This window comes from Candidatus Villigracilis proximus (genome assembly GCF_016717045.1).
In the GTDB taxonomy this organism is placed as follows: Bacteria; Chloroflexota; Anaerolineae; order Anaerolineales; family Villigracilaceae; genus Villigracilis; species Villigracilis proximus.
Genome location: NZ_JADJUO010000019.1, coordinates 13,012 through 29,968 on the forward strand (window position 1 = coordinate 13,012; position 16,957 = coordinate 29,968).

Annotated in this window: 17 protein-coding genes; 14 read left to right on the plus strand and 3 right to left on the minus strand. The window is 50.1% G+C overall.

The genetic code is table 11. From position 1 onward, the window contains the following. Positions 1-7: 7 nt before the first annotated feature. Genes IPL71_RS18685 through IPL71_RS18695 form a run of 3 tightly spaced genes read right to left on the minus strand, consistent with a single transcriptional unit; the run spans position 8 to position 2,312 of the window. Positions 8-1,039 carry an SPFH domain-containing protein gene (locus tag IPL71_RS18685; protein WP_345324253.1) on the minus strand — a complete coding sequence of 344 codons (1,032 nt, stop codon included), beginning with the start codon at positions 1,037-1,039 and terminating at the stop codon, positions 8-10. Positions 1,040-1,083: 44 nt separating this feature from the next. Next, positions 1,084-1,809 (minus strand): tRNA nucleotidyltransferase/poly(A) polymerase-related protein, encoded by a 726-nt coding sequence (locus IPL71_RS18690; RefSeq protein WP_345324407.1) that lies wholly within the window; start codon positions 1,807-1,809, stop codon positions 1,084-1,086. Beyond that, positions 1,701-2,312 carry a nucleotidyltransferase family protein gene (locus tag IPL71_RS18695; RefSeq protein ID WP_345324254.1) on the minus strand — a complete coding sequence of 204 codons (612 nt, stop codon included), beginning with the start codon at positions 2,310-2,312 and terminating at the stop codon, positions 1,701-1,703. The genes IPL71_RS18690 and IPL71_RS18695 overlap by 109 nt, the downstream gene beginning before the upstream one ends. 1,350 nt (positions 2,313-3,662) lie before the next feature. Between IPL71_RS18695 and IPL71_RS18700 the strand changes: the two genes are divergently transcribed. The 14 genes from IPL71_RS18700 (at position 3,663) to IPL71_RS18765 (ending at position 16,771) form a co-directional block, all read left to right on the plus strand. After that, entirely contained in the window at positions 3,663-3,986 is a 324-nt protein-coding gene (locus tag IPL71_RS18700; RefSeq protein WP_345324255.1) for a nucleotide pyrophosphohydrolase, read from the plus strand. Between the two features lie 29 nt (positions 3,987-4,015). Beyond that, positions 4,016-4,543, plus strand: coding sequence for an LOG family protein (locus tag IPL71_RS18705; RefSeq protein WP_345324257.1), 528 nt, complete (start codon positions 4,016-4,018; stop codon positions 4,541-4,543). A gap of 78 nt (positions 4,544-4,621) precedes the next feature. After that, on the plus strand, positions 4,622-6,061 hold the full coding sequence (proS, locus tag IPL71_RS18710) for a proline--tRNA ligase (RefSeq protein ID WP_345324259.1): 1,440 nt from the start codon (positions 4,622-4,624) through the stop codon (positions 6,059-6,061). Between the two features lie 86 nt (positions 6,062-6,147). Continuing rightward, positions 6,148-7,557: an alpha/beta fold hydrolase gene (locus tag IPL71_RS18715; RefSeq protein WP_345324261.1), complete on the plus strand. Its 1,410-nt coding sequence runs from the start codon at positions 6,148-6,150 to the stop codon at positions 7,555-7,557. Positions 7,558-7,729: 172 nt separating this feature from the next. Beyond that, positions 7,730-8,413 (plus strand): TIGR01906 family membrane protein, encoded by a 684-nt coding sequence (locus IPL71_RS18720; RefSeq protein ID WP_345324262.1) that lies wholly within the window; start codon positions 7,730-7,732, stop codon positions 8,411-8,413. Positions 8,414-8,483: 70 nt separating this feature from the next. Then, complete coding sequence (fabG, locus tag IPL71_RS18725; protein WP_345324264.1) at positions 8,484-9,242, plus strand: 3-oxoacyl-[acyl-carrier-protein] reductase; 759 nt, start codon at positions 8,484-8,486, stop codon at positions 9,240-9,242. Positions 9,243-9,338: 96 nt separating this feature from the next. Then, positions 9,339-9,686 (plus strand): Asp23/Gls24 family envelope stress response protein, encoded by a 348-nt coding sequence (locus IPL71_RS18730; RefSeq protein WP_345324266.1) that lies wholly within the window; start codon positions 9,339-9,341, stop codon positions 9,684-9,686. Between the two features lie 4 nt (positions 9,687-9,690). Then, complete coding sequence (gene nusB / locus IPL71_RS18735; RefSeq protein WP_345324268.1) at positions 9,691-10,152, plus strand: transcription antitermination factor NusB; 462 nt, start codon at positions 9,691-9,693, stop codon at positions 10,150-10,152. A 1-nt stretch (position 10,153) separates the two neighbouring features. Continuing rightward, entirely contained in the window at positions 10,154-10,567 is a 414-nt protein-coding gene (locus tag IPL71_RS18740) for a twin-arginine translocase TatA/TatE family subunit (RefSeq protein ID WP_345324270.1), read from the plus strand. After that, entirely contained in the window at positions 10,560-11,084 is a 525-nt protein-coding gene (locus IPL71_RS18745) for a twin-arginine translocase subunit TatC (protein ID WP_345324272.1), read from the plus strand. Before IPL71_RS18740 ends, IPL71_RS18745 begins: the two co-directional genes overlap by 8 nt. Next, positions 11,053-11,547, plus strand: a complete 495-nt coding sequence (gene tatC, locus IPL71_RS18750) for a twin-arginine translocase subunit TatC (protein WP_345324408.1) — start codon at positions 11,053-11,055, stop codon at positions 11,545-11,547. The genes IPL71_RS18745 and tatC overlap by 32 nt, the downstream gene beginning before the upstream one ends. 40 nt (positions 11,548-11,587) lie before the next feature. After that, positions 11,588-14,116: a glycoside hydrolase family 113 gene (locus IPL71_RS18755; RefSeq protein WP_345324274.1), complete on the plus strand. Its 2,529-nt coding sequence runs from the start codon at positions 11,588-11,590 to the stop codon at positions 14,114-14,116. Between the two features lie 82 nt (positions 14,117-14,198). Next, positions 14,199-15,089: a penicillin acylase family protein gene (locus IPL71_RS18760; protein WP_345324276.1), complete on the plus strand. Its 891-nt coding sequence runs from the start codon at positions 14,199-14,201 to the stop codon at positions 15,087-15,089. A gap of 11 nt (positions 15,090-15,100) precedes the next feature. Next, positions 15,101-16,771, plus strand: coding sequence for a penicillin acylase family protein (locus tag IPL71_RS18765; RefSeq protein WP_345324278.1), 1,671 nt, complete (start codon positions 15,101-15,103; stop codon positions 16,769-16,771). The last annotated feature ends 186 nt before the right edge of the window (positions 16,772-16,957 follow it).

The following is a 16,957-nucleotide window of genomic DNA, read 5'->3' on the forward strand; positions in this document are numbered from 1 at the left end:
GTAATCTCTACTTATCTTTGGGTTGATTCGATTCTTTCTCCATAAGCATTTGCATTAACTCAGGAGAGATATTCAAGTTGCCGATCTTGGCCGCATTTTGAGCAAATTCCTTCATGGCAAGGCTGATCATCACACGTGGATCAGTGGTTTGGGCAGCCAGCATTTGCAAAACTGCAGAGTCAACTTCTTTGAAGGAACGCAATGAAACTTCCATTGCATAGGCTTGAACGTCTGCTTCCACCCGCGCATTTTCCGTGCGGACTGACACCAGTTGCTTACGTTCTGTTTCCAGAGCGATCTGTCCGGAAAGTTGTGCCTCGCGAACCTCCTGTTGCTTCTTCTCCACCACCAGATCTGCTTCCACTTTTGTTTCGCGGATCTGACGTTTTTTCTCTTCAACGGTAATTTCAGTGTTCAACTCATTTTCTTTAATGCGCCGCTCCTGCTCAACTGACGCATTTCTTCGGTCATAAATAGCCTGATCGGCGCGGCGCATGAATTCTTCACGCGCTTCAGATTCAAGCGCCCGGGCAACTTCCGGCACCGGACGAATCGCCTGGATCGCCAGAGACATCACTTCCACGCCAAGGGATTTTAGTGAGTCACTTGCCCGTAGCTTTTCCAGTACCTGTGAAGCTACAGACTCAGAAGCCTTGATCACATCCCGCAGCGGAAGAATTTGTATCTCCGCCCGAACCAACACTTGAAGCAGATTGATCAAACGCTGTGAAAGCTTCTGGGGATCTTCGGAGATATAACGAGTCGGGAGGTTATCCACTGCGTAATTGAGCAGAGAAGCAACCAACTCGGTTAAAATTCGATAGGTCAATTCACCTTGAACAGTTAAAGGCTGATAATCCTGACTTAGCTCATTGAATATAAATGGGACATCTGCGCTATTAACCGGGACAACTACAATGGAGGATGTTGGTTTATAGTAGAAAAAGGACAGGCCCGCTCCTGCACGTTTCTTTTTTCCGCCCGCGTAATGAAGAACATAATGAGTAGGGTTTACCTTGATATATTGAATTCCAAACATAGTAATTACCTCCTTTACCAGGTGATTTTACCAAACTACCAGAATTACTTTATTAATGATTCAAGCAGCCGCAATTCATCTTCATAGGAATGCAAAGCTCCATCCAGCCAAGCGGCGCGGAGCTGGGTTAAGATTTCGCCATAGCGCGGGCCGGGCGGAAGTCCGCGGGTTTTGAGATCATCACCGGTGGTGTGAGGTTTTACATGGCGCCAGATGGAGAGATAATCCAAAAGTGCGTTTTCACGAGAGACGAGGTAGACCGCATAAATTGAAAGCAAGGGTAATTTTTCAAGAGCGAAAGTCCACTCGCTGGGTTTTGAATTGGCAAGGAATACGATACTTTTCTTTAATAAAGAGGCCGCCCAAACAGCGTGAGTCAGATCGGATGAGAAATCCAAACGCCTTTCGATGGACATGATCGCGTCTTCTGATAAATCCAAAAACCAAAGCATATAGCCCATCGTTGTACGGCTGGCAGGAATACCCAATATTGAAGGCATATCAAGAAATTCTGCATACTCAGAATTAAATGCCGGTAATTCGGGATGAATCCATTTGAAGATGTCGAGGCTGCTGGCGCGCAAGATCATTTGCAGGGAATTTTCCTCTTCAAAGATCAAATCAAATTCGTGGCGGATGCGCTCACCGCTCAGTGCTGAAATTACTGAAAGAGAAGCAGAGTTGATCGAGTTGAGGGATGAGGATTCCAGAGAGAAGTTATAACGCTGTTCATAGCGGACGGCGCGGAAGATTCTAGTTGGGTCATCGATGAAAGAACTTGATGCAAAACTCGAACTATTTTGTTTTCAAGATCGGTCTGCCCATTGAGAGGGTCGAGCAATTCCCCGAAGTGGTCACCGTCCAAGCGGACTGCCATGGCGTTGATAGTAAAATCGCGGCGGCGAAGGTCATCGTCGATGGTGGATGGGGTGACGGTTGGTAGTGCGCCAGGGTGTTTATAAGTTTCAGTGCGGGCGGTGATGAGATCCAAGGATGAAGGATGAAGGGTGAAGGATGAAGGCAAGTGCCAGATGGCAGTGTAGAATTTTTGATGCGGGGTGAGTTTGCCGCCAAATTTTCGGACGAGTTCATTACCAAGTTTTATTGCATCGCCTTCGACAATGACATCAAGGTCGTTGACTGGCCTGCCTAGCAACAGGTCACGCACGAAACCGCCGACGATGTAACAGGGCATATTCATTGCGGCGGCTTGGTCGGCGATGCGTGAGAGTAGAGTCTGCTTTTCGGACAGAATCAGGTTTGGGTCACGCATGAGGGGGAGATTGTCCTTTTATAAAATCAATTTTTACCCTTTCCTTGTTGGTTTTGTTTTTGTGTTGTTTTTTTTTTTTTTTTTTTTTTTTGGGGGGGGGGTTTTCTTTTTTTTTTCCTTTCTTTTTTTTCCCGGGGCGGGGGGTTGTTGGTTTTTTTTTTGGGGGGGTGGGGGGTTTTCCTGGGGGGGGGGGGGGGGGGGGGGGGGGGTTTTTTGTGGGGGTGCCAAAGGTTCCTGGGGTGGGGGGGTGTTTTGGCCCGGGGGTTGTTTTGGGTTTGGTTTTTCCGGGTTTGGCGGGGGGGGTTTTTGGGGGGGGGGGGGGGGGGCCCTTGGGGGGGGGGTTTTGGGGGGGTTTTGGGGGGGGGGGGGGTTTTTTTTTGGGGCCCCGGGGGGGGGGGGGGGGGCCCGGCCCCCCCTTTGTTGGGTTTGTTGGTGGTTGGGCCGGGTTGGGGGGGTTCCCGGGGGGGGCTTTTTTGGTTTGTTGGGTTTTTTTTGGGTTTGTTTGGGTTTTGGGGGGGTTTTTGGGGGGGGGGGGGGGGGTCTTTTTTTTTTTTTTTTTTTTTTTGTTTTTTTTTTTGGTGTTTTTTTTGTTCCCCTGTTTGGCCCCCCGGGTTTTTTCCCTTTTTTTTTTTTTTTTCCCCCGGGCGGCGGGGGGGGGTTTTTTTTTTTTTGGGTTTTGGCTGGGGTTTTTGTGGGGGGGGGGGTGTTTTGGGGTTTTTTTTTTTTCCGGGGGGGGGGGGGGGGTTTTTTTTGGCCCGGGTTTGTTTTTTTTGTTGGTTTGTTTTTTTTTTTTTTTTGTGGGGGGCCCCGTTTGTTTTGTTTCGTTTTTCCCTTTTCTTTGGGCGGGGGGGGGCCCGTGGTTTTGGGGGGGCTTTGTCCTTTTTTTTCCGGGTTTGGGTGGGGGGGGGGGTTTTGGGCCGGGTTTTGGCCGGCCCCCGTTGTTGGTTGGGCTTCCCCCCCCCTTTTTTTTCGGGTTGTTTTTCGCTTCGTTGGCCTTCCCCCCCCGGGGTTTTTTTTGGGGGGGGGGGGGGGTTTTTTTTTTTTCTTTTTTTGGGGGGGTTTTTCTTTGTTCTGGGTTTTTTTTTTTTGGGGTTTTTTTTTTTTTTTTTTTTTTTTTTTTGGCCCTTGTGTTTGGCTGGGTTTTGGGTTTTTTTTTTTGGGGTGGGGGGGGTGGGGTTTTGGGGTTTTTTGGGGGGCTATTTTGTTGTATAATCCGCAACATGTTAATGAACCCGAACCCGTCCCCTATTATGTATAAATCTACCAGGTCTGGCTAGGTTCGCTTTCGTGCGTTCAAACGGCTCCCAGACTTGGCGAGCCGTTTTTTTATTAGACGATGGACGGTAGACCGTGGACAATAAAAGATTAACGATCAAAGAACTAACAGAAAAAATGCACAAGTTGGTCAAGTCGAAGGGCTGGTACGAGAAGGACAGCAAACGCCCGCAGACTCCGCGCAATTTGGCTGTTTCACTTTCAATTGAAGCGGCTGAAATTTTAGAGCATTTTCAATTTGGTGAAGAGATAAAAGATAAAGACGAGTTGGGAAGTGAACTGGCAGATGTAATGTTATATCTTTTGCAACTGGCTTCGGTTTCAGGCATTGACCTTGAAGAAGCGGTGTTGAAGAAAATTGAAGTGAATAAGACGAGAAGTTGGGATGTTGAAAAATAGTAAAAGGTAAACACGTAGACAGGTAAACAATGAATATAACTGTTTTTGGCGGCGCACAACCCAAGGAAGGAACATCAGCCTATGAAGAGGCGCGGACTCTTGGCGCGCTCCTTGCCCAGAGCGGACATGCCGTGTTGACTGGCGGGTACATGGGCACGATGGAGGCTGTCTCACGCGGGGCAAGTGAAGCGGGCGGACATGTGATCGGTGTAACTTGTATTGATATTGAAGAGTGGAGAAAGACAAGCCCGAATCAATGGGTGAAAGAGGAAAGACGAAAGAAGTCGTTGACCGAAAGACTACAGGCTTTGATCGAAGGCTGTGACGCAGCGATTGCCCTCCCGGGCGGAGCAGGCACATTGGCTGAAATTTCGTTGATGTGGAATTTGATGATCGTAGAATCTCTGCCCCCGAGGCCGCTAATACTGATCGGGAGCGGTTGGCAGTCCACTTTTGATCAGTTCTTCAACGAGTTTCATACTTATATGCCCACACATCAACGAGAGTTGTTATACTTTGCAGATGATGTAAAAACTGCTGTTGAAAAAATAAAATAATACGTAGGGGCAGGGCTTTTGTCCCTGCCTAGGGCGACCACAAGGGTCGCCCCTACGAAAACACACAAAGAGGACAAAATGGCTGAAGATAAATTAACAAAACGTGCTGATGATTTTTCTGAATGGTACAACCAACTCGTATTGAAATCAGACCTCGCCGATTACGCCCCTGTGCGCGGATGTATGGTCGTCAAACCTTATGGCTGGACGTTGTGGGAAAACATGACTGCCGCCCTCGATAAGGAATTCAAAGCAACAGGCCACGTCAACGCGGCATTCCCCATGTTGATCCCCATGTCATTTTTCGAAAAAGAAAAAGAACACGTCGAAGGTTTTGCACCTGAATTGGCAGTGGTCACACACGGCGGCGGCGAATTACTCGAAGAACCTTTGGTGGTACGCCCCACCTCTGAAACCATCATTGGCTACATGTATGCCAAGTGGATCAAATCATGGCGAGACCTGCCCATCTTAATTAATCAATGGGGCAGCGTTATGCGCTGGGAACTGCGCACCAAACTCTTCCTGCGTACCGCCGAGTTCTACTGGCAGGAAGGTCACACCGCCCACGCCACCTCAGAAGAAGCGAAAGAAGAGATGTTCCGCATCCTCGATATCTATGCCAACTTCGCCATCAACGAAGCCGCGCTGCCTGTTATCAAAGGCGAGAAAAGCAACACCGAAAGATTCGCGGGCGCGCAGATCACCACCTCCATCGAAGGCATGATGCAGGATAAAAAAGCATTGCAGTCTGCCACCTCACATTACTTCGGCACAAACTTTGCCAAGGCTTTTGAAATTCAATTCCTTGATCAAAATAACACATTGCAATTCTGCGAAACAACTTCGTGGGGACTCTCCACGCGCATGATCGGCGCCATCATCATGACTCACGGTGATGATCAGGGACTTGTACTTCCTCCACGTCTGGCCCCCATTCAAGCCGTGATCGTGCCTATCTTCAAAAGTGATGAAGAGAAAGCCAAAGTGATGGAAGTGGCCGACCGTCTTTTCAAAGAGCTCAAAGCCGCGGGCATCCGCCTCAAAATGGACGACCGCGACAACGTCAGCAGCGGATTCAAATTCAACGACTGGGAAATGCGCGGCGTTCCCGTCCGCATTGAAGTCGGACCCAAGGATGTGGAAAAGGGAACCGTTGCTCTCGCCCGACGTGACCGCCCAGGCCGTGAAGGCAAATCCTTCGTCCCACAAGCGGGTCTCGACTCAACCGTCAGCCTGCTTCTGGTCGAAATACAGGCTTCACTCCTCCAGCGCGCCACCGAGTTCCGTGATGCCAATATTCACGATCCCAAGGATTATGATGAAATGAAGAAGGTGCTTGAAAATGGCTGGGCCTTCTCCTACTGGTGTGAATCACGGGAATGTGAAGGCAAGGTCAAGGAAGATTGCAAAGCCACCACACGCAACATTCCTTTCGAACAACCTGAGACCGAAGGCACCTGCATCGTCTGCGGTAAGCCTTCCAAGAGAAAAGTGTATTTCGCAAAAGCGTATTAAAAACAGTTGGTAGTGGATGGTGAGTAGTTGTCAGCAATGATGACTGTCCACTGTCCACTATCCACTGTCCACTGTCCACTGTCCTTATGCCTGCCATTGACCTCGCACGTCTCCGTAAACAAGCCAACCGTCTTGCAGATTTCTTTTTTCTGCCGGATGAATTCTTGAAGCATTTGCGCGAGATGCTTGAGTTTTATGTCAACCATACATTAAGAACAAAAGAAAACGTCGCCCCCGGCTCCAACTTAAAAACCTACCGCACACCATCTGCCGTGCTCACGCAGATCGAGAATGAACTGCGTGCAGTCGCCGAAGCCAATCCCGAATTCGCACTTGAACTTGCCGATATTCTTTGGGACGAAGGCTCACTTGAAACGCATCTACTCGCCGCATTTTTACTGGGGCGCATCCCACCGCAGGAAGAACGCCTATTACCCCGTCTCACCGCGTGGACACAGCAAGTCCGCGATGCAGATGTGCGCTCGGCCTTGCTTTCAACCAGCCTTACACGCATGCGCAAGGAAACCCCCGGTCAATTCTTTAATTTAATCCGTGAATATTTACATCCTGCTCGTATGCGCACATGGTCAAACGGCATCCAGGCCCTGATCCCTATGATCGCGGATACAGACAATACAAACCTCCCGCCGATCTTCGACATGGTCGAACCGATCATCGAAGAGGCACCGTCCACTTTGCAAAACGATCTGACAGATCTCATCGTCGCCTTATATCGCGCATCATCCAACGAAACCATTTTTCTGCTCAAACATATTTTGACCACCACCGAAAATCAAATGACCGTGGTCACCATGCGCCGTATTGCCCCATCCTTCCCGCCGCCCCTGCAAACTGAATTGCGCGAACTACTGCGCGCAAAACCATTATCCGCGCCGAAAATTGAAAGCGCCGAAGATATAGATGACTTTATCGTTGATGAAATATACAAGCCCAAAGAAGAATCCGCAAGCATCGATAAAAAAACCATCACCAGAAGAAAGAAAAAAACAGAAATGGACTATTCAAGAGTCATCTATCTGCATGGTCTCGAAAGCTCCAGCCAAAGCGGCAAAGCGCGCCAGTTCGCAGAAAAATTCCCCGGCATGGTCACCCCCGATTTCACCGGCGAGTTCGAAGAGCGCATGGCCCAACTCAAACCGATCCTCGGACGCAAAAAAAACTGGGTCATTATCGGGTCATCCTTCGGCGGATTAATGGGGACTGTCTTCACCTGCAAACATCCATCGCAAGTGCGGAAGTTGATCCTGCTCGCTCCTGCTCTGCTGCGTGACCCATTCGGTTCCTACCTTAATCTGGAAACTGTTTCTGTTCCAACAGTCATTGTCCACGGGACGGAAGATGATGTTGTTCCGCTCGAACCCGTGCGCGAACTGGCAGAGAAGTTATTCACAAACTTAACTTATCATGTTGTGAACGACGGTCATCGCTTACACAAAGCGTTTGAAGAATTAAACTGGGAAGAGATTTTGGCATAAGCGGCATAGAGTCAAACTGAATTCCGTACTCCGAAGAGAAGAATCTCCTCACTCTTTTAAAGTTATTCCCATATCATTAGTTTTTTTCGCCATTCGCCTCATTCGAGAAATTCGCGTTTAGGCCTGCCACTTCAACTTAAACATTACCCATATTTTTTATACTAGAGAGACAATGAAACTTAACACACAAATCGTTCTATCCTATCTCACCTCCCTTCTTGTTCCATTGGCCTTGATCGGCACAGCCTTGCGCATTTTACTCAGCCCGATCTTTATCAATGTTGAATATCGAATGCCCTATTTCCCCGCCGATGAATTTGGTTTCACGCAGCAGGATCGCCTGCAATGGGCGCCCTTCGCTTTGGAATATCTCGTCAACAGCGCGGATATTTCCTATCTCGGCGACTTAAAATTCGATAACGGCACTCCGCTCTATAATGAGCGGGAACTCAGTCACATGGCAGATGTAAAGAACGTGGTGCGCGGCGCATTGCAAGCCTGGATGATCTCTCTCGTGGGCTTAATTCTGATCGCAGTCCTCGCCTACCGCCAAAAATGGATGCCGGACTACATCCTCGGGCTGCGGCGCGGCGGCATGTGGATGATCGGGCTGGCTACGGCGCTCGGACTGATCGCCGGCGTGGGAATTGTTCTTAATCCCGATGTATTCTGGCAGTTTTTCACCCTCTTCCATCAGGTATTCTTCACTGGCGATTCCTGGCTCTTCTATTATTCAGACACCCTGATTCGACTCTTCCCGATCCGCTTCTGGCAGGACGCCTTCCTCTGGGCAGCAATCCTCGCCCTGGGTGGCGGGCTTGCTCTAGCCTTTGGAATACGCTCTGCAAAGAGCTAATCGCGTTTCCAAAGAGGGAACAGTGGGTTATTGCACATGATGTATAATTTCAACACAGGAGTTTATAGTCATGTCACTCACATTCCCTTTAGAAAATAAAGTAGCGCTCATCACCGGTGGTTCACGCGGAATCGGCAGGGCGATCGCCCTCGAATTTGCAGCACGCGGTGCGGCAGTTGTGGTCAATTACAATAAATCCCCTGAATCCGCTGAAGAAGTGGTAAAACAAATCCAGGCTGCGGGCGGGAAAGCTGCCGCTCATCAGGCCGATGTTTCAAATTTCAAGGAAGCTGAAGCTCTGGTGAAATTCGCAGTGGAAACATTTGGTGACTTAAGCATCCTCGTCAACAACGCGGGTATCACCCGTGACCAATTAATTATGATGATGCCTGAAGCCGATTGGGACGCGGTCATCAACACCAATTTGAAGAGCACCTTCAACTGTTCGAAAGCCGCCGTCAAACACATGATGCGCAAACGTATCGGACGCATCATCAACATGGCATCGGTTGCCGGTCAAATGGGAAATCCCGGGCAGACGAATTATTCCGCTTCCAAAGGCGGACAGATCGCCTTCACCAAAGCCCTCGCGCGCGAAGTCGCATCACGCAATATCACGGTCAACGCGATTGCGCCGGGCTTTGTGGATACTGAGATCCTCGCGGATATGACTCCCGAAACACTGGCAGCCGCGCTCAAGATGGTTCCACTGGCTCGCAAAGGCAAACCCGAAGAGATTGCTTACGCCGCCGCATTTCTCGCTTCAGATGAAGCCGCTTACATCACCGGCCAGGTTCTCGGTGTGGATGGCGGCATGGCAATGATGTAATCCCCTATCCTTCGGCTGTGCCGCAAAAACATGCGGCTCCGCTAAGGAAGTAGAGATCGAAATCAGGATGCAGATCGAAAATTGAAAGGAGTAAAAATGACAGAAAACACGCAAGGCAAAACCACCGTCTCTCCAGACGTTCTCACCACCATTGCACGTCTTGCAGCATTAAGTGTGCCCGGTGTCAGCAGACTCGCTCCCGTCTCCGGGGGTGTGAATCGCTTCTTTAAACGGGGAGCAGGCGACGGGGTCCGGATCGAAACGGAAGAGAATACAGTCTACGCCGACTTGCATCTCGTCCTCCAGGAAAATGTAAATATCCGCGAGGTCAGCCGCAACGTTCAACAAAATGTTGCGCGCGCCATTCAGGAAATGGTCGGCATGGAAGTCGGTCACGTCAACATACACATTGAAGATATTGATTACGAGGATAATGAGGCCTGAAAGCATGAAACCCCGATCCAGAGCGCGTGCCATTGCTCTGCAAGTACTTTACGAAACTGATATAGCAAATAACCATCTTCCAGGCGACGTATTGAAGACCCGCCTGGAAGAAGTTCCGCTTGCCGATGATCTTGCAGAATTTGCAAGCCTGATCATCTTTGGTGTACTGCCCCTCGCCCAGGACCTCGACCAATTGATCGCAAGATATGCTCCCGAATGGCCACTGGACCAGATCGCCGCCATCGACCGTAACATCCTGCGTATCGCCTTATGGGAATTCGCTGTGTATCGCGAAACACCGGTTAAGGTTGCCATCAATGAAGCGGTGGAACTGGCAAAACTTTACGGCTCCGATTCTGCTCCGCGCTTTGTGAACGGCGTGCTGGGCACTTTGGTGGATCACGAACATGAGATCCATCAGATCATCAAAACACGAATCGAGCACGATACAAAACTGGAATCATAAAATGGAAATTCTCGGCGTTGGACCATCTGAACTTATTTTCATTGTCATCATTGCACTGATCATCCTTGGCCCAAAGGATATGCAAAAAGCTGGCAAGACCATCGGTAAATTTTTGCGAAATATTGTCACATCAGACGGATGGAAGATGTTCCAGCAAACTTCGCGCGAACTGCGGACATTACCCAACCGCCTGATGCGCGAAGCGAATGATGAAATGAATCAGATCGGAAATGAAATTGGGAAAGACATAAATAATTCAACCGGCATGGGCATAAAGCGTCCGGGTGGTGGTCTAAACATACCTGCGCGTTCTCAACCTATCATCCCTACACCTGCGGCGACAGAAAATAAAATCGCGCCGCAAACTCCAGCGAATACAAAAGCAATCGAAAGCGATTCAAAAAAAGATGAGTAATTTATTCTTGGGGTTATGGCGGATTGTTACCTTTCCATTTCATGCCATTTACAACCTGTTTCCAAAATTCTTTAATGGTCTGTGGCGCATTGTCTCGTTTCCCTTCCGCCTTGTCTTCAATATTCTCGCATTCCCCTTTCGGATGCTTCAAAGCTTCAACAGGTTTCTAAACACAGAGCCCGAAGAACACCCGATCTCGGAAGTATTTATCGATCTGACCACCAACAAAGATACACGCCAAATGATGTGGGATCAAGTGGAAGCGCTGCGGATGCATATTTTGCGCGCGCTGTTGTCGCTGATTCTCACAGTGGGCGTTTCCTTTCTTTTTACGCAAAAAATTATCAACTTTCTTGCCCAGCCAGTAGGCGGCATTGATAAGTTGATCGCCATTGAAGTCACTGAAACGATCAGTGTATTTATGAAAGTGGCGCTCTTTTTCAGGCATTGCACTGGCGATACCCTATATTGCATTCGAGCTTTGGCTGTTCGCCGCGCCGGGATTACGCCCACGTGAACGCAAGATGGGACTGGTCGGCATTCCGCTGGCCTCCATTTTTTTCATCGGCGGCGCGGCCTTCACTTTTTTCCTCATGCTTCCCACGGCTTTGCCTTTCCTTAATAATTTTATGGGAATCAAAACAGAGCTGCGTCCGCAATCTTATTTTTCCTTTGTGACCGGATTAATGTTTTGGATCGGCATCTCTTTTGAATTTCCGTTGGTGATCTATGTGCTGTCTGCAATTGGGGTGATCCAACCGAAAGTGCTCGCCCAACAATGGCGGCTGGCAATCGTGATCATTGCCATCATGGCCGCAATCGTCACACCGACGATTGACCCCGTAAATCAGGGGCTGGTCATGGCTCCCATGATTTTGTTATACTTTATTAGCATCGGTCTGAGCTACATCGCCTACGCCGGGCGAAAGCGGAATCAAGCCCAGGAACAAGAAAAAGAACATAAAGAAGAAGCAGGCTAGAGCGCCGCGTGATGCGGTGGGTTTTATCCGAGGAGAAAGAATGAACAAGCTGTCGTCATCAGCCCGCCGCATGATTAGTGTGGTGATTTTGCTTGCTTTGGTTGGGCAGGCATGCACGTTATCGTTATTTGAGAAACCAACCAATTCGGGCACATCCACACAAACACCATCTATTATCGTCGCATCGCCAACGCCGCAGCCTGTGGCGCAGACTAATTTTGTGGTCACTTTGCCTGAACCATTGCAGCCCAACGAGTCACTCGCGATTGCCATTATGGACGAAGTGACCGGCCTGTCTGTCAGCGCCACACAATATCCCATGAGCGCACGCGACTCGCAGACCTATACTGCGTCATTGCCGCTGCCTTTTAATTCTGTTGTGAAATATCGTTATGTGCGGCGCGGTGCGACGCAGGTTTTGGAAGATACAAATTTTAATACGGCCATCCGCTATCGAATGCATTTTGTGGCAGGCCCGGCTGAAGTGCAGGATATTGTCGCAGACTGGGGGGATAAATCTTTTGCGCGCCCAACAGGCACGATCATGGGACAGGTCTTCAACGCAGATACTGGTTCCCCGCTGCCAAATTTACTGGTCAGCGCTGGCGGAGAACAATTTATCACCGACTCTGTCGGACGTTTTGAATTAAACGGGCTCCCTACCGGCACACAAAATCTTATTGTGTACAGTCTTGATGGTTTGTATCAACCCTTTCAACAAGGCGCCACCGTGGCACAGGGAAACACAACAGTGGTTGACCTGCGGGTAAAACCGTCACGGTTGGTCAATGTGACATTTTCCGTTGGGATTCCATCCACAACTGTGCCGGGCGTGCCGGTACGCATCGCGGGAAATATTTTGCAGCTTGGCAACACCTTCGCTGATCTACAGGGCGGAGTCAGCACCAGCACAGACCGAATGCCCATTATGAGTTTGCAGCCAGACGGGCGGTACTCAGTCACATTGAGTTTGCCGGTTGGCACGTTTATTCAATATAAATATACATTAGGTGATGGCTTCTGGAATGCCGAACGCAAGGCGGATAGTCAATGGATCATTCATGAATTTATCGTACCGTCACAGGATATGATAATTCAGGATAATGTAGCATCCTGGTCTGCCGGTGACTCTGCGCCGATCTTATTTGAAGTCACTGTGCCATCGGTCACACCGCCCGGCGATATTATTTATATTCAATTCAATACCTTTGGCTGGATGGAACCCATTCCCATGTGGCCGCTTGGCAATAATAAATGGGCATACAAATTATATGGGCCGCTAAATGTACTTGGCACTTTTAGCTATCGGTATTGCCGTAATGGTCAATGCGGCAGTGTAGACGACGCACAAACAGCAGGCACAGCCTCAGGCGGACGTTCCGCTCAGACCAGTGTCTTGAGCCAAGACCTTCAAGACACGGTCAGCGCCTGGAAATGGTTTGAGAATCCGGAGCCTGTTACACTGGTCGGCGCGAACATCGCTCCGCGCGCCAGCGGATTTATCGCCGGTATTGAGTTCCAATCCACGTATCGCCCCAACTGGTCATACTACGCGCCGCAGGCATTCGCCAACGTGCAGGGACTTGGCGCAAACATCGCCATTCTCACCCCCACGTGGACATATACCACAGTCAACCCGTTACAGTTTGCACCAGTCCCCGGAAAAGACCCCTTGTGGATCGACTCTGCCATCATGATTTCTCAAGCCCGCGCACTGGGACTCAACGTTTCAATTTTCCCCACCCCGAATTTTCCCGCATCCTCCTCAACTGCTTCGACGCCGCTCAGCACAAGCTTTTGGCTGGGTGCGCCACGAGATGCACAGTGGTGGCAGACGTGGTTTACCCGCTACCGCGCATTCGCTGTCAACTACGCAGATCTCGCCAACCAAACCGGCGCACAGACTCTCATCCTCGGCGGTGACTGGGTAACACCCTCCCTGCCCGGCGGGAAACTCCCCGATGGCACGCCATCCAACGCACCCGCAGATGTGGAAGCGCAATGGAAGTCGATCATTGCTGAAGTACGCACACATTTCAAAGGTCAAATTTTATGGGCGTTGCCATACACCAAAGCCACACTTGAAACCCCGCTGAACTTCCTGCAAGATGTTGATGGCATCTATCTATTATGGTCTGCTTCGCTTTCCACAAATCCAAGCGCAACCAAAACAGACTACGCCAATGAAGCCGGAAGATTATTAGATAATGAAGTTTTCCCGCTCGCCTCTCTACTGAAAAAACCGCTTATCCTCGCCGTTGCCTATCCCTCCGCCGCCGGCGCCGCCAGTGGATGTGTAGCCGATGGCGCAGGCGGCTGCCTCGATTGGACCGCGCTCAGCCGTCCCAATGCCGACCTAAGTTCGGTAAGTTTAAGTTTACAAACACAAGCAGAAATCTATGAAGCAATGTTAAATGCGGTTAACACCCGTCCCTGGATATCCGGCTTCGTCAGTCGCGGATATTATCTGCCCGCTGCTTTACAGGATAAGTCAGCATCGATTCACAGCAAACCCGTTGCCGATATATTATGGTATTGGTACCCGCGTTTTACAGGCGCAGTAAAATAGAAAAATCAAAGGAAAAAGCGTGGCGGTACAAGATGTTTATCTTATGTCGCCACGTTAATTAATTAACATCTTTGGAGGATGAATGAAAAAAGCAGGTAAAGTCATTGGACGGATCGTTCTTGGCATTCTTATTCTGGCGCTGATCGTGGGCGCGGGCGGAATGTTCTATTTCAAGAGCTATCTTCCAAACACCGTTGCGAAGCAGTCTTTTCCGCAGACGGATGGAGAGATCAAAGTGGACGGGCTGGATGGCGTGGTGGATATCTACCGCGACAGCATGGGGATTCCGCACATTTATGCGACGACCACACACGATCTCTTTTTTGCACAGGGATACACTCACGCGCAGGATCGTTTCTGGCAAATGGATTCGTGGCGACATATCGGTTCGGGTGAACTCTCGAAAATGTTCGGCAGCGGACAAGTGGAGACCGATACCTTTCTGCGCACACTCGGCTGGCGCCAAACCGCCGAAGCGGAATGGGAACAACTCGGCCCTGAATCTCGCGCCATTCTCGAAGCCTACACAGCCGGCGTGAATGCCTATCTCAAAGATCATAAAGGCACTGCCCTAAGCCTTGAATATGCGGTGCTGGGATTACTCAGCCCGGATTACACCATCGAAGATTGGACTCCCATTCATTCATTGACGTGGGGCAAAGCCATGGCCTGGGACTTGCGCGGCAACATGGGCGATGAGATCGAGCGCGCTGTTCTGCTCAAGACTTTCACACCAGAACAAGTTGCACAACTCTTCCCCGGTTATCCGGCAGATCATCCTGCGATCGTGAACAAAATCGGAGATGGCACAGCTTCTACATCAACACACACGTCAAACGTCGAAAGTCAAACGTTTGATTACTCAGCACTCCCCCTCGACACACTCGCCTACAACACATCACTGCTTGATGATTCACTGGCCCGTGGAATGATGGCATCGGCTCAAACTCATGGGCAGTTTCTGGCAAATTAACAGACACCGGAATGCCTTTGCTCGCCAATGACCCGCATCTTGGGATTCAAATGCCGTCCATTTGGTATCAAGTGGATCTGCGCTGTATGCCGGTCAATGCGGACTGTCCGTTTGAAGTGGCGGGCTTCTCATTCGCAGGCGTGCCCGGCGTGATCATCGGCCACAACGCAAAGATCGCTTGGGGTTTCACCAACACCGGCCCCGATGTGATGGACTTATACATCGAGAAAGTGAATCCTAAAAATCCGAATCAATATGAAGTGAACGGCGAATGGGTAGATTTCATCACTCGGACGGAATCAATTTCGGTCGTCGGCGGCGAAGCGGTTGAGATCACAGTCCGCAGTACGCGTCATGGTCCGGTCATCTCAGAGGCTTACGGTCCGCTTAAAGATTCAGGCGATCCAAAAGATACAGAATTTGAAGCCTTCAAAGATCGCGCCGGCGTTGAACTGCCCGAGCAATATGTCATCGCACTCGCGTGGACTGCGCTCACTCCGTCCACTCCGTTTGAAGCGATCTGGGGATTTGACAAAGCGCAAAACTGGGAAGAGTTCCGCGCTGCCGCATCTGGTTTCCATGTGCCTGCGCAAAATCTTTTGTATGCAGATGTCGAAGGCAACATCGGGTATCAAATGCCCGGTGATGTGCCGATCCGCTCCAAGGGTGATGGCACCCTCCCCGTCCCCGGCTGGACAGATGAATATTCATGGACAGGTTTTATTCCGTTCGAGGAACAGCCTTACACGGTCAATCCCGCCGAAGGCTATATCGTCACCGCCAATAAGCAGGTGCCGCCAAATGATTATCCTTACCTGATCACCCAAGATTGGGATTACGGCTTCCGCGCCGATCGCATCGTCAGCATGATCGAAAATGCGCCCGCCAAAATTGACATCGCCTACATTCAACAAATGCACGGCGACTCATTCGACGCCAACGCGGAAACGTTCGTACCGATTCTTTTGGATGTAGAACTCGCATCTGACCTTAACCCTGCGCTTGATACGCTAAAGAGTTGGGATTTCCAGGACCGGATAGATTCCACCTCCGCAGCAGTGTTCAATGCCTTCTGGCGCAACTTGCTGCAAAACACATTCAACGACGAACTCCCCGAACGCTACTGGGCAGACGGCGGTTCACGCTGGAATGAAGTCATGCGCACGATGGCAAAGAATCCCAACGACCCGTTCTGGGATAATAAATCCACAGCCGATGTGACCGAGACCATGGACGATATGCTCAAGGCCTCCTTCGCAGAAGGTGTTGCCGAATTGCAGGAAATGTTCGGCAAAGACATGTCCAAATGGGTTTGGGGTGACATGCACGCCGCCACCTTCCGCAATTCCACGCTGGGCGAATCGGGAGTTTCATTAATCGAATCCCTCTTCAACCGCGGACCCATCCCCACCGGCGGCGGCGACGCGATTGTCAACGCTACCGGCTGGTCGGTGAACGACGGCTACGAGACCAACTGGCTCCCGTCCATGCGCATGATCGTGGATTTCAGCAACCTCAACAACTCATGGACAGTCCACACCACCGGCCAATCGGGCCACGCCTTTAGCGAACATTACGACGACATGGCTCCGCTCTGGGCAAACGTGAAATACTATCCCATGTGGTGGGAACAGGATTCCGTTCAGAAAGACAGCGAAGGCCATTTACAGTTAGTGCCGTAAAACTGTTTAAAGATTACACGTTAAAAAGTTAGCCCCTAAGGTTTTCGCGAAAACCTTAGGGGCATTACATTTAATTAATACGAATCAGGCCAGATTGTCTGCGCGTTGACCAAGATCTCGCGCAAGCGCCTTGCGTTTTTAATCTCAATATTATTTATTTTTCAAAACCAGACAAAAAAGGCCGGA